This window comes from Serratia sp. 22278 (genome assembly GCF_052045405.1).
In the GTDB taxonomy this organism is placed as follows: domain Bacteria; phylum Pseudomonadota; class Gammaproteobacteria; order Enterobacterales; family Enterobacteriaceae; genus Serratia; species Serratia marcescens.
Window position 1 is genome coordinate 53,823 of record NZ_JBQEOW010000011.1, and the last position, 12,963, is coordinate 66,785.

At 59.3% G+C, this 12,963-nt stretch carries 14 protein-coding genes; 8 read left to right on the plus strand and 6 right to left on the minus strand.

The features are described from left to right. Positions 1-23: 23 nt before the first annotated feature. The 3 genes from ACTJJ6_RS18555 (at position 24) to ACTJJ6_RS18565 (ending at position 2,285) form a co-directional block, all read left to right on the plus strand. Positions 24-401 carry a hypothetical protein gene (locus tag ACTJJ6_RS18555; protein WP_033639980.1) on the plus strand — a complete coding sequence of 126 codons (378 nt, stop codon included), beginning with the start codon at positions 24-26 and terminating at the stop codon, positions 399-401. A gap of 513 nt (positions 402-914) precedes the next feature. After that, positions 915-1,124 carry a hypothetical protein gene (locus ACTJJ6_RS18560; RefSeq protein WP_004935132.1) on the plus strand — a complete coding sequence of 70 codons (210 nt, stop codon included), beginning with the start codon at positions 915-917 and terminating at the stop codon, positions 1,122-1,124. Between the two features lie 153 nt (positions 1,125-1,277). Continuing rightward, on the plus strand, positions 1,278-2,285 hold the full coding sequence (locus ACTJJ6_RS18565; protein ID WP_028128134.1) for an NAD(P)H-quinone oxidoreductase: 1,008 nt from the start codon (positions 1,278-1,280) through the stop codon (positions 2,283-2,285). A gap of 44 nt (positions 2,286-2,329) precedes the next feature. Here ACTJJ6_RS18565 and ACTJJ6_RS18570 read toward each other — a convergent pair whose 3' ends face one another. Then, a complete protein-coding gene (locus ACTJJ6_RS18570) occupies positions 2,330-3,382 on the minus strand; it encodes an SDR family oxidoreductase (protein WP_440803291.1) in 1,053 nt (350 codons plus the stop codon). 110 nt (positions 3,383-3,492) lie between these two features. Here ACTJJ6_RS18570 and ACTJJ6_RS18575 point away from each other — a divergent pair, with 110 nt between their 5' ends. Beyond that, complete coding sequence (locus ACTJJ6_RS18575) at positions 3,493-4,425, plus strand: LysR family transcriptional regulator (protein WP_033639977.1); 933 nt, start codon at positions 3,493-3,495, stop codon at positions 4,423-4,425. Between the two features lie 3 nt (positions 4,426-4,428). On the opposite strand, the gene ACTJJ6_RS18580 is transcribed toward ACTJJ6_RS18575, so the two are convergent. The 3 genes from ACTJJ6_RS18580 to ACTJJ6_RS18590 all read right to left on the minus strand — a co-directional run bounded on the left by ACTJJ6_RS18580 (position 4,429) and on the right by ACTJJ6_RS18590 (position 5,377). Next, the gene (locus ACTJJ6_RS18580; protein WP_016927203.1) at positions 4,429-4,821 is read right to left on the minus strand and encodes a YidB family protein; all 393 of its coding nucleotides are present in this window, start codon (positions 4,819-4,821) and stop codon (positions 4,429-4,431) included. A 95-nt stretch (positions 4,822-4,916) separates the two neighbouring features. Then, positions 4,917-5,165 carry a GlsB/YeaQ/YmgE family stress response membrane protein gene (locus tag ACTJJ6_RS18585; protein ID WP_004935146.1) on the minus strand — a complete coding sequence of 83 codons (249 nt, stop codon included), beginning with the start codon at positions 5,163-5,165 and terminating at the stop codon, positions 4,917-4,919. A gap of 14 nt (positions 5,166-5,179) precedes the next feature. Next, positions 5,180-5,377, minus strand: coding sequence for a glycine zipper domain-containing protein (locus ACTJJ6_RS18590; protein ID WP_004935148.1), 198 nt, complete (start codon positions 5,375-5,377; stop codon positions 5,180-5,182). Positions 5,378-6,005: 628 nt separating this feature from the next. Between ACTJJ6_RS18590 and ACTJJ6_RS18595 the strand changes: the two genes are divergently transcribed. Next, positions 6,006-6,926 carry a Kdo(2)-lipid IV(A) acyltransferase gene (locus ACTJJ6_RS18595; protein WP_049300288.1) on the plus strand — a complete coding sequence of 307 codons (921 nt, stop codon included), beginning with the start codon at positions 6,006-6,008 and terminating at the stop codon, positions 6,924-6,926. 175 nt (positions 6,927-7,101) lie between these two features. Continuing rightward, positions 7,102-7,521 carry a VOC family metalloprotein YjdN gene (gene yjdN / locus ACTJJ6_RS18600; protein WP_440803294.1) on the plus strand — a complete coding sequence of 140 codons (420 nt, stop codon included), beginning with the start codon at positions 7,102-7,104 and terminating at the stop codon, positions 7,519-7,521. A 15-nt stretch (positions 7,522-7,536) separates the two neighbouring features. Here yjdN and ACTJJ6_RS18605 read toward each other — a convergent pair whose 3' ends face one another. After that, complete coding sequence (locus ACTJJ6_RS18605) at positions 7,537-7,731, minus strand: hypothetical protein (RefSeq protein WP_049240706.1); 195 nt, start codon at positions 7,729-7,731, stop codon at positions 7,537-7,539. 160 nt (positions 7,732-7,891) lie between these two features. Between ACTJJ6_RS18605 and ACTJJ6_RS18610 the strand changes: the two genes are divergently transcribed. Both ACTJJ6_RS18610 and ACTJJ6_RS18615 read left to right on the plus strand, forming a co-directional pair. After that, positions 7,892-9,445 carry a sensor domain-containing diguanylate cyclase gene (locus ACTJJ6_RS18610; RefSeq protein WP_033639975.1) on the plus strand — a complete coding sequence of 518 codons (1,554 nt, stop codon included), beginning with the start codon at positions 7,892-7,894 and terminating at the stop codon, positions 9,443-9,445. 479 nt (positions 9,446-9,924) lie between these two features. After that, positions 9,925-10,818: a Kdo hydroxylase family protein gene (locus ACTJJ6_RS18615; protein ID WP_028128136.1), complete on the plus strand. Its 894-nt coding sequence runs from the start codon at positions 9,925-9,927 to the stop codon at positions 10,816-10,818. A gap of 43 nt (positions 10,819-10,861) precedes the next feature. Here ACTJJ6_RS18615 and paaZ read toward each other — a convergent pair whose 3' ends face one another. Then, complete coding sequence (gene paaZ, locus ACTJJ6_RS18620) at positions 10,862-12,928, minus strand: phenylacetic acid degradation bifunctional protein PaaZ (RefSeq protein WP_440803297.1); 2,067 nt, start codon at positions 12,926-12,928, stop codon at positions 10,862-10,864. Positions 12,929-12,963: the final 35 nt, after the last annotated feature.

The following is a 12,963-nucleotide window of genomic DNA, read 5'->3' on the forward strand; positions in this document are numbered from 1 at the left end:
GAAATCATTCAGGGAGATTCACCATGCCGAGATGGCTTACATTACCGGCTGTCAGTACCGCCGCCCTGCTGGCCTTTGCCGCTTACAGCGCTCCGCAGAGTGCACTGGAGCTCAATTATCAAGCCCCCGACCCCAGCATGGCTCCCGCGCCCAAGCCGCCTGCCTCCTCTGAGCCGGCCCCCAAAACGGGAAAACCGCCGATCGCCTGGACAGAGGCGAGAGATAAAAGCGGTTTTCGCGTCGATATTGAGTGCGATCATCCTGGCTGCAGCAAACCGCGCGCCAAACCTTATCCCGCGTATGAAGGCCCGGTGAAGAAAACCGATCGCCGCCGCCAGTCTGATCCTTATTCCACCAATCAGGATCCCGATTACAACATTCAGTTGGGCTATGAGTGGTAGTGGCGCTTTCGGAGTAATGCCTATATCAGCCTCCTTTGCCGCTGCATAGAATATGCCTCAGTTCACCACTCCTCCTGGTGTTGAACACAACAAGCTGTGTTGCAAATCTTTATGCGCCTCCCTATAGGCGCTTTTTTTTTGGGGCCTATCCCTCAAAGCGTCTTCCGATTACAGATTGCTCTCATTGCCCCACAAAGTGATGAATGTCACAAATACGCCTCCTTGCCATTCTTATTCGGAGGTAACGTTCATGGCCACAGGATCCCTTGCCCTCCTGGCCGTCTTGGCCGGCATTGCGGGCTTCGCCCTCTACAAGCATTTAAAATCTCAGAAAAAAAGCACACTCGTCCGCCCGCACGATCGGTAACCGACAACGCGCTTTCACCGCGAAGGCCCGGCACATCGCACGCCGCGCCTTCGCGGGCTGTCATGCTTTCATCACAAAATTGTCACATTATGGCCATATGATGATTCGCGTTTATCCGCTCTGGCTTAACACCAAGGATTTCGCCCATGACCATAATTAAAGCTGCAAACCATCAGGAAGCAGAAAAACTCATCCGCGCCGGCACCGCCAAGAAAATCGAACTGGCCTACGATATCGGCAGCGACGACTTCTTCCAGCTTGCCAGCCTGTGGTGCGATAAAGGCGCCAAAATCTCCAAAGGAAAAGAACACTTCATCGTCTCGTTGAAAGGGTTCCGCATCCCGCCTAACGATTAATGCCCTGCCGCCCATCGCGGCGGCTTCGCCCCTTCCTCGCAAAACCGCTCTATTCAACCACGCGCGCCTCATTCGATTTCGCTAAGCTAACAGCAGACTTTATTGCGGACGTTTCGTCTGATAATCACGTCCGCCACGATGAGGAGAGTAACCATGTCAACAAATGCAGCGCTGCCCGACACGATGAAAGCGATTGAAATCAGCCAACCGGGCGCTCCCGACGTTCTGGTCGTTACCGAACGCCCGGTGCCCGTTCCGCAAGCGGGCGAACTGCTGGTGAAAATCGCCGCCGCCGGCGTTAACCGCCCCGACGTGCTGCAGCGCCAGGGGAACTATGCCCCGCCGCCCGGCGCCTCGGATATCCCCGGCCTGGAAATTGCCGGCGAAGTAGTGGCCATCGGTGAAGGCGTGACCCACTTCGCGCTCGGCGATCGGGTTTGCGCCCTTATCGCCGGCGGTGGCTATGCGGAATACTGCACCGTGCATGAAAGCAATGCGTTGCCGGTGCCGGCGGGGCTGAGCCTGACCGAGGCCGCCGCGCTGCCGGAAACCTTCTTCACCGTCTGGGTCAACGTGTTCCAGCGCGGTCATCTCAAAGCCGGCGAAACCGTGTTGATCCATGGCGGCACCTCCGGCATCGGCACGGTCGCCACCATGCTGGCGAAGGCCTTCTGCGCCCAGGTGATCACCACCGTCGGCTCCGAAGAGAAACGTCAGGCCAGCCTGGCGCTGGGCGCCGACGTGGCGATTAATTACCGCAGCGAAGACTTTGTCGCACGCACCAAAGACGCCACCAACGGTAAAGGCGCCGACGTCATCGTCGACCTGATCGCCGGCGATTATGTCGCCAAAAACTATCAGGCCGCAGCGATGGAAGGCCGCATCGTGCAAATCGGCACGCAAAACGGCGTGGTGAAAGAGCTCAATCTGATGCCGCTGCTGCTGAAACGCCTGACCCATACCGGGTCGACGTTACGCTCGCGCAGCGTGGCGGACAAAGCGCAGATTGCCGCCGATCTGCGCGAAAAGGTTTGGCCGCTGCTGGAGCGCGGCGTGCTGAAACCGCAAATTTTTAAAACCTTCCCGCTTGAGCAGGCCGCCGCCGCGCATACGCTGATGGAGTCCAGCGAGCACATCGGCAAGATCATGCTGACGTTCTGAGCCTATTCCCCGCGGCCGGTGCTGCGGGGAAACCGATGCCGCACTCAGGGAATGATGCCGCGGCGGCGGAACTCATCGAACAGCGAGAAAAACATGGCTTCGGTTTCGACAAACTGGTGGAAACCGAAGCGCCGCGCCTTGCTGCCATCCGCGAACATGTCATAGTCCCAGGAAAAGACGAAATCGGCGAAACGCCAGCCGGCCACCGCGCGATAGTCCGGTTCGGCCAATTGGTGCCGCTGCGCCAACTCCCGCCACAGCGACGCTTTGTCCGCCATCATGCTCTCCAGCGGCATCGGCAGCGGCGGCGCACATTCCAGCCCAAAGTAAGCGGCGATTTTCGGCCACATCTCGCTCCAGCGAAACAGATCGCCGTTGTTGATATTAAACGCCTGATTGGCCGCCGCCGGCTCGGTCGCCGCCCACAGCGTGGCGCGCGCCAACAGCCCGGCGTCGGTCATTTCCAGCAGGCTGTGGTAAGCGCCCGGTTTACCCGGGAAGCGCAACGGCAGCCCGAGCGCTTTGCTGATCGAGGCGTAAACCGCGATGCTTAACGCCAGATTCATCGGATTGCCGAGGGAGAAGCCCCCCACCACGCTTGGACGGATGGCGCTCCAACGCCAGCGCTTGCCGGCCTGCCGCTGCGCCAGATACTGCTGCTGCGCCACGTTAAACTCCGGCGGCATATGCCCGGCGTCGCTTTCGCGCGCCGGCGTTTTAAACGGCCCCAAATGCGCGCCATACACCTTATAGCCCTGCATCAGGCTGATATGTTCCAACGCCGGCGCGACCGGCTCCAGCTCCTCGACGACGTGTTGCAGCATCTGCAGGTTCGGCGCCACCAGCCCCGCCCAGTCCGGCGCATCCTGATAGGCGGCATAGAAAACGTGGCTAATCGCGCTCAGCGGCCGCAGCGCGTCGCGCGTCGCCGCCGCATCCAGCAGATCAACCTGAAGGTGGCGCACTCCCGGCGCCGATTGCCCACCCCGCCGCGAGACGCCCACCACTGGCCAGCCCTGTCCGGCCAGTTCCTCAATCAATCGGCGCCCAATCACGCCATTGGCGCCGATCACCAATGCCTGCCGCTTTGCATTCATCTTGTCACTCCTCGGGTTATCGATGCCCTGAGTGTCATTGATTAGTAATGCTTGCGGTAGAAGAGACTTTCCACTAACACTTATAAGAAAAATCTAGAGGCAAGATCGACATGGATAAGCTGAACGCCATGAAAACCTTTATGCGGGTGGCGGAGCTGGGCAGCCTGTCGGCCGCCGCTCGCGATCTGCGTTTGACGCAGCCGGCGGTCAGTCAGCAAATCGCCGGTCTGGAGCAGCAACTCGGGGCCCAACTGCTGTTTCGCAGCACCCGGGCGGTCACCCTGACCGATGCCGGCAGCAGTTATTATCAGCGCCTCAAACCGATTCTGGCGGCGGTCGACGAAGCGGAAGAAGCGCTGCGCGGCCAGCGCCACCAGTTACAGGGCAATCTGCGCATTCATGCCCCGACCGGGTTCGGGCAGTTGCACGTCACGCCGCTGGCCATCGCTTTCCAGCAACGTCATCCGAGCCTCGCCATCGAGCTGCTGCTGGACGATCGTCGCGCCGACGTGATCGGCGAAGGCATCGACGTAGCGCTGCGTTTCGGTGAACTGCATGCGCCCGGCATGGTGGCGAAACGTTTGGGCGAGCTGCAACGCCTGCTGGTGGCGTCACCGGCCTATCTGGACAAACATGGCACGCCCCGTTCGCCGGCGGAGCTGGCTAAACATGCGCACATTCGTTACAGCGGTTTGAACGACGGCGATACGCTCACTCTGTTCGGGCCGCACGGCCCCGAGATGGTTGCAGTGCGGCCCACGTTCCGCGCCAACAATACGCTATCGCTGCTGGCCGCCATTGAGGCTGGAGCCGGTATCGGCGGCGCCCAACGACCGTTAATCGCCGAGCAGCTGGCGACGGGGGCGCTGGTGCCCGTTTTGCCGGAATACCGCTACCCGCCCATGGCGCTGCACGCGGTCTATCCCGCCTTACGTTTTATTCCGGAGAAAGTGCGCGCCTGGGTGGCGCATCTGCAGCAGGCGTTGACGGCGATCGAGGGAATTAGCGGAGTGAAGGCTCCCGGCCAGGCGCCGGGAGCCTAATCATTATTTGAACAGTTTACCGACCATATCGCCCAGCTCGTTGCTGTCTTGCTGAACTTCACCGTTTGGTGAGGCGGCATCCGCGACCGTTGGCAAGAACTGCGCAATGGTGCTGGACGCCTGTGCCGGATCGATGCCCAGCTTTTCAGCCAGTTGGTTGATGGCGTCGCTACCCAACGCCTGCTGCACATGGTCGCCGGTAATCGACTGATTTTCACCATTGCCGAGCCAGGAACCGACGATATCGCCGAACTGCCCCTGACGGAACTTGTCCAAAATGGCCTGCAGGCCGCCTTGTTGCTCGACCCACTGCATAATGGCGATGTAGTCGATACCTTTACCACCGTTGGCGCCGCCGCCCAGAATGTTACCCAATACGCTATCGAACAGACCCATGATATTCCCCTTTCAGCGGGTACGGCCCGCGCCGCACCGCCGGATTGATTTCACGAAAAAGGGCCGCCGCGGCGACCCTGTTGAGCAACGGCTGCTTAGCCTTTGATCTTCCTGTAGACAAAAAGCACCACCAGAGCACCGATTACCGCCACCACAAAGCTGCCCAGGTTAAAACCGTCAACGCGGCCCATACCGAAGAAGGTGCTGATATAGCCGCCGACGACGGCGCCCACGATCCCCAATATAACGGTCACAATAAAGCCGCCGCCGTCTTTGCCCGGCATAATCCACTTGGCCAGGATACCGGCGATTAAACCAAAAATGATCCAGGAAATGATGCCCATCTTTACTCTCCCTATTACCTTTTGCCTAACAGAAATCCTATTACCAGGCCCACGACGGCGCCGGCGCCTATCCCCGCCCAAGGGTTATCCTTAAGGCAGGCACATGATTGCTCGAGCGCTGCTTTTACACCGCTGCTCACTTCGCAGGCGGTGGTTTTCACGTAGTCGCTCGGTTGCTCAACACCGTTTAGATCGTCATTTTCATATGACATGTCAAACCCTTACAGACCAACTCTCTGAGAATTTCGTCACATGTTTCGCGCCAGGCGCCGTCCGCTCCGCGATCTTGCTCTGGGCAATCTGCCCGCTGCCGCTCAATGCGGAGGCGTCCGGCGGCAAACGCACAACTTCACACTATGACTATAGTAAAAAATCAGCGGTTTACCCATTTCCGTCCGTCTGAATTTCACCATACAAAAAACGATCTGATTTCATCCCGCTGTCATCTTGCAAGGCTAAACTTTAAACACATCCTCCTGGAGGAAACGCCAATGTTCAATGCCCCCATAGTCCTGATCCTCGCGCTACTGTACGCACTGGCCGCCGCTTGGGACGGTTCCGCGGCGTTACTGTTTCATTGAGGTTACATAGCCGTTGTCACTTTTGCGATGCGCTTAATTGTGTCTTTATTTTTCAATTTCGCCAGCCGGTTGAAATAGCGGAAAATATCCCCTCCTCCCTCGGTAAAAATCCTATTTCGCTTCGTTTTTCGCCTGCGTTTAAATAAAGCGTAAAAAAAGCATTAATGGAAAATCCTGTTTAGCACAAAATATTCTATCATCTTCCTTATGGAAATTTGGGTTAAGGTCCCATTGGGAAAGAAAAGGAATAACAGGAAAAATGCTTTCTAACCAACGCTTTGAGCGCGAATTCTTGCGCCCTCGTTATTGGTTGTTGTGGATAGGACTGGGAATACTCTATCTCTTGGTATTACTGCCCTACCCGCTCATTTATCGGCTCGGACACGGCCTTGGCAGAATAGCCATGCGCCTAATGAAACGCCGGGTAAAAATAGCGCGCCGCAATTTAGAACTCTGCTTCCCCGCGATGCCCGCCGCCGAGCGCGAGGCGCTGATCGTCAAAAATTTTGAGTCCGTCGGCATGGGGCTGTTCGAAGTCGGCATGGCCTGGTTCTGGCCCGACTGGCGCATCGCCCGCTGGTTCAAGGTGAGCGGCATGGAAAACATGCGGTTGGCGCGTCAGGACGGCAAAGGCGTTCTGCTGATCGGTCTGCATTTCCTGACGCTGGAACTGGGCGCGCGCATTTTCGGCATGCAAAACCCCGGCATCGGCGTGCACCGCCCGCACAACAACAAGCTGATGGAATGGGTACAGACCCGCGGCCGGCTGCGCTCGAATAAATTCATGATCGATCGTAAAGATATCAAAGGCATGATCCGCAACCTGAAACAGGGCGAAATCCTGTGGTACGCGCCGGATCACGATTATGGGCCGCAAAGTAGCGTATTCACACCGTTCTTCGCCGTGGAAAATGCCGCCACGACCACCGGCACCTTTATCCTAGCGCGCATGGGGCGGCCGTCGATCGTGCCTTTCGTGCCGCGCCGCCGGCCAAACGCTCAGGGCTATGAGCTGATCGTGCAGCCGCCGTTGACGGACTTCCCGCTGGATGATGAAACGCGCGCGGCGGCCATGATGAACCGCGTGGTGGAAGAACAGGTGCTGCTGGCCCCCGACCAATACATGTGGCTGCACCGCCGCTTTAAAACCCGCCCACCCGGCGAACCGTCGCTGTATTGATCCCTTCGCGCCTTTGCCCGTCCTACCGGCGGCGAAGGCGCTCACCTCGCACGAGCATTCTACGTCAGGGGGACTACACTAATAAGTCACCGACGGCAATTATTGCCGCCAGCAATCATTTCTTCCCGCCCGAGGGCCGGTCGTTGCCTGTCGGGCCACAACCGAGGTCAATGTCATGCTGGTACAACCCTATTTGTTCTTCAGCGGCAACTGTGAGCAAGCGATTAACTTCTATGTACAGCAGTTGAATGCCAAAATTGAAATGGTCATGCGCTTCAAAGACATGCCCGAAGAAGCCCGCCAAGGCGGGCCGGCGGACGTCAATCCTGAAGCGATCATGCATGCGCGCCTGCTGATCGGCGACGGCGTACTGATGGCCTCCGACGGCTGTCCGCAAGATGACAGCGGCGGTGCTTCCCACAAAGGTTTCTCGCTGTCGCTGAACCCCAGCGATGCGGAACAAGGACGCAAACTGTTCGACAATCTGGCGCAGGGCGGCCAGGTGACGATGCCTTACCAAGCCACCTTCTGGGCCAAAGGTTTTGGCATGCTGACCGACAAATTCGGCGTCAACTGGATGATCAACGTCGAATAACCCCGCATGGCGCCGCTAGCTGTAGCGGTGCCAGTCATACGCCGCTTTGGCGAACAGCACGAACAGCAGCGCCAACAGCGCCAATCCCAACCGCCAATAGGGCGACCGGCGGCGGCGCCAGGCGAAGTACATCATCACCGCCAGCGTTCCCAGCGTAAGGGGGTAATACACCGCCAGCGTCAGTAAAGCGATAATGATGTAATCAGACATTGCTCTTTCACTCCGAGGTGCTCACACCGCCGCTGATGCGGGCTGCGATCGACCTTTCGCCTTATCGCCTCGTTAAAGGCTAGAGGTCTGGCGCATTTATGCATAAAATATAAGATTGCTCTTAACTCAAACTGAATAGTAATCACACAACAAGGGTGACATGACTCAGCAGCAACCCATACAGGATGCCGTGCCGGCGCGCAGCGTTAAAAGCTCCCCATTATTATTTCAGGCCGGCGTGTTTGTCATCATCGTTGCCGCCACGCTGATCCTCTTTAACAGCTGGCAAATCTGGAACGCACACCAGCGCGATCTGCGCAGCGCCGAGCATGAATCCGCCAACCTCGCCCGCTCGCTGGCGCAGCATGCCGACGATACTTTCATGCAGGTGGACGGCAATCTGCTCGATCTGACCGAACGTCTCCAGAACGACGGATTGGGGCCCTCGCAATTGACCCGGCTGCAGCGGGTGATGCAAACGCAGGTCGGCAACCTGCCGCAGCTGCATGGGCTGTTTCTCTACGATGCGCGCGGCCGCTGGCTGGCGACCTCCTCGGGCAAATTCATCAAGAACGCCAACAATGCCGATCGCGATTACTTCATATACCATCAAAACCGCGACGACGGCGGCCTGTACATCGGCAAGGTGATCCGCAGCCGCACCACCGGCGATCTGATCATTCCCGTTTCGCGGCGTTTCAACAACCCGGACGGCAGCTTTGGCGGCGTGGTGCTGGCGACGTTGTACATCGATTATTTCCGCCAGTTTTACGACAGCTTCGCCCTCAACACCGACGCCTCACTGAACCTGCTGCTGGCGGACGGCACCATCCTTTACCGCCGCCCTTACTCGGCGGCGTCGATCGGTAAAAACATCGCCAAGGGCGTGCTGTTCAGCGAAATTTTGCCGCATTCGGAATTCGGTAACGCCACCATCACCTCGCTGTACGATAAAGTAGAGCGCATCTACGGCTATTCGCGGGTCAACCGCTTTCCGCTGGTGATCGCCGCCGGGCTGTCGAAACGCGACGCGCTGGCGGACTGGCGCACCGACGCCGGGCTGTTCGCCGCCGGCGGCCTCTCGCTGCTGGTGATCCTGTTGGCGATGGGCATGGTGCTGCTGCGGCAAATCAAGCACAGCATGCAAACCGAAGCTGAGCTGATGCGTACCCGCGATCAGTTGACCAGCATCAACCAGATGCTCGAAGAGCTGGCGCTGCTGGACGGCCTGACCGGGCTGGCCAACCGCCGCCAGTTTGATATCGCGCTGAAGAACGAGCTGGCGCGGGCTTCGCGCAACTACCGCAGCGTGGCGCTGCTGATGCTGGATATCGACTATTTCAAACAGTACAACGACAGCTATGGCCACGTCGCCGGTGACCAATGCCTGCAGCAGATCGGCCAAACGCTCAAAGGGTTGGCGTGCCGCAGCAACGACGTTCTGGCGCGTTACGGCGGCGAAGAGATGGGGATTATCCTGCCGGATACCGACGTCCAGGGCGCACTGATTTTCGCCGAACGCGTCATCAACGCGGTGCGCGATCTGAAAATTCCGCATCAGGGTAATCCGCACGGCATCGTCACCATCAGCATCGGTATCTGCGCCAAAGTGCCGCATATGTATAACGATACGCCGATCAGCTTTATCAATGAGGCGGACAGTGCGTTGTATCAGGCCAAGAAAAAAGGCAAAAACTGCATTTACGGCGCTTAATCATTAATCGGGCCACCAAAATTTGGCGGCCCGATTTATTACTAACCCAAATGAAATAATTCCCCTCCGCAACATTATTTCCCCGGTTTACCCTGCGCTCTGGATAAAATAACGCCAATAATAAGCGCAATATTTATTTCTATTAAAATTCAATGAGATAAAAAACTCGCCATTCCGCAGACAATTCGTGCCATTTTTGATTATTCGTGCCTACACGTAGCTCCGTTTAGCCCTCGTTTACTTTTCATTGGTATTGCCGGTGATACTCTTATCAGGACTATTCTCTATATCAGGAAGCCATCGCACGCTTCGGCGCACTGCGCCCTGCTGATACATCCATAATAGAACCCACAAATTTCACGTTGCAATTGGGCGGCCTGTTGACGCCGCTCCAGCCAGCCACGGCGCAAGCCAGTGCAGCCAACCACGCGGCAACCTGAAAGCGGGAATAAAGCGATATAGATTTGCGAGGAGATCTCATGCCTACTGGCGATATTATGCGTGAACAGGCCGTCCTGACGCTGCCGTTGCGACAATGGGCGGCAGCGGAAGCATCCAGCGCGGTCAGCGAACTGGAACAGGGCAAGGTGCTGTTTCTGCCCGAGCTGGCCTTCACTCTATCTGAGCAGGAAATGCCGCTGCTGGATCCGACGTTGGTCGATCCGAAGCGCAAAAACATCAGCTATCAACCGCTGTCCGGCAAACTGAGCGGCGTCGCCGTCGCGGAACGCCGGCAACAGGTTCAGCAACTGCTGGAGCGCTATTATCAATCTTGCCGCCAGCTGATCGCCGGGCTGTTGCCCGAGTATCAGGAGGCGCTGCACCACCCCACCGGCAGCCTGCGTTTGCACCCGGTTTCCGCCTGGCGGGCGACCAGTTCCTGGCGCAAAGACGACAGCCGCCTGCACGTTGACGCTTTCCCGTCGCGCCCGAACTACGGCGAACGCATTCTGCGCATTTTCACCAACATCAACCCGCACGGCGAGCGTCGCCAATGGCGCGTCGGCGAGCCGTTTCCTGAACTTGCGCAACGCTTTATGCCGCGCCTCGCGCGCTATTCCGCCTTCAGCAGCTGGCTGCAGCACCAGGTGCGCATCACCAAAACCCGGCGCAGCCATTATGACCACCTGATGCTGCAGTTGCATGACGCCATGAAGGCCGACGGTGATTATCAGCAACGGGGTCCGCAGCTGGCGCTGGAATTCCCGCCGGGCAGCAGCTGGATTTGCTTCTCGGATCAAACGCCGCACGCCGCGATGGGCGGCCAGTTTATGTTGGAACAGACCTTCCTGTTGCCGGTGAACAAGATGCAGGATCCGCAGCGTTCGCCGCTGAAAGTGTTGGAACAGCTGCGCGGGCAGCCGCTGATCTGAATGACTCGCCGCCGCCGGGATGCCGGCGGCGGCGAAACGCGCATTATGCCTCGAAGTCCCCTTGCTGGCGCGCCACCAGCGTCAGGATGCTGTACAGCGCCACCGGTTGCTGCTCCTGATTCAACACCTGAACATCCCACACCACCACGCCGTGCGGCCGATCTTCGGCGGTTTTTTGCGGCTTGCGGATTTTCTTTTTGCAGGTCAGCCGCACCTGAATGGTGTCGCCGATCTTCACCGGTTCGATAAAGCGCAGATTCTCCATGCCATAGTTGGCGATCACCGGCCCGACGGCGGCGTCGACAAACAGCCCAGCCGCGGCGGACACCACAAAGTAACCGTGCGCCACCCGCTCGCCGAACAGCGAATCGGCAGCGCCGATCTTGTCCATGTGCGCGTAAAAGTGGTCGCCGCTCAGGCAGGCGAAGTTGACGATATCCGCTTCGGTCACGGTGCGGCGCGCGGTCAACAGGCTGTCGCCCAGCTGCAGCTGCTCGAAGTATTTCCGGAACGGGTGCACCGGGTGTTCGGCGACCGGCGCGCCGCGCACCCATTCGCCGCCGATGGCCGCCAGCATCGCCGGGCTGCCCTGGATCGCCGTGCGCTGCATATAGTGCTTCACCGCGCGCAGTCCACCCAGCTCTTCACCGCCGCCGGCGCGCCCCGGGCCGCCGTGCACCAGCATCGGCAGCGGCGAACCGTGGCCGGTGGACTCCGCCGCCGCCTGTTCATCCAAAATCAACATGCGGCCATGGGCGCACGCCGCCGCGCGAATGAATCGCTTGGCCAATGCCGGATCGGCGGTCACCAGCGATCCCGCCAGGCTGCCCTGCCCCAGCAACGCCAACGCGATCGCCTGCTCGGTATCCGCATACGGCATCAGCGTCGCCACCGGGCCGAAGGCCTCAGTGCCGTGCACCGGCTGATGGGTGAACGGATCGGCGCAATACAGCAGGGTCGGCGGATAAAACGCCCCGCCGCGCGCGCCGTCGCCCATGACTTCCAGCTTATCCAGCGACGCGCCGCACAGCGGTTCGCAGCCGTTGCGCAGCAGGAACTCCACCTTGCTTTGCACATCATCACGCTGCTCGTGGCTGACCAGCGCCCCCATGCGCACCTGCTCCAACTGCGGGTCGCCCACCGTCACTCCCGCCAGACGCTGCAACAAGGCCTGACGTACCGCCGCCACCTGCGCCGCCGGCACGATGATGCGGCGGATCGCGGTGCATTTCTGCCCCGCCTTGGCAGTCATTTCACGGCACACTTCTTTGATAAACAGCGCAAATTCCGGCATCTCCGGCGTCACGTCTTCCGCCAGCACGCAGCAGTTGAGCGAATCCGCCTCCATGGTGAACGCGATCGATTTTTCCAACAGGCGCGGATGCGCCCGCAGCCGCTGCCCGGTCTGCGCCGAGCCGGTAAAGGTCACCGCATCCTGGTAATCCAGGTGCGCAAACATGTCGCCGACGCCGCCGCATACCAACTGCAGCGCCCCTTCCGGCACCAGCCCGCTGTCGACAATCAGCCTGACCATCGCCTGCGTCAGTTGCGCGGTGGCGGTGGCCGGCTTGATGATGGCCGGCATGCCCGCCAGCCAGGTCGGCGCCAGTTTTTCCAGCATGCCCCAGCAAGGGAAGTTGAAGGCGTTGATATGCAGCGCCACGCCGGGGCGCGAGGTCAATACGTGGCGGGCGGCGAACTGCGCCTGCTTCGACAGCGGGATCAGCTCATCTTCCGGCCACAGCGTATCATCCGGCAGATCGCGGCCGGCCATGCCGGCATAGGCGAACAGCGTGGCGATGCCGCCTTCGATATCGACCCAGCCGTCGCCGCGCGTCGCGCCGGTTTGATAGGAAATCTGATACAGCGCCTCTTTATGCGCCAGCAGGTGTTTCGCCACCGCTTTCAGCATCTGGGCGCGCTGCTGGAATGTCATGTGCGCCAGCGCCGGGCCGCCGTGGCTGCGCGCATAGCTCAGGCTCGCCGCTAACGGCAGGCCGTCGGAGCAGACCTGGTACAACGCTTCGCCGGTCACGGCGTGACGGATCTCGCGCGCCTCTCCCTGCCCGTACACCCAGGCGCCAGAAAGATAACTGTGTAACTGCTGCATGTGCCCTCCGGAATTCATAAATTTTCACCATACAG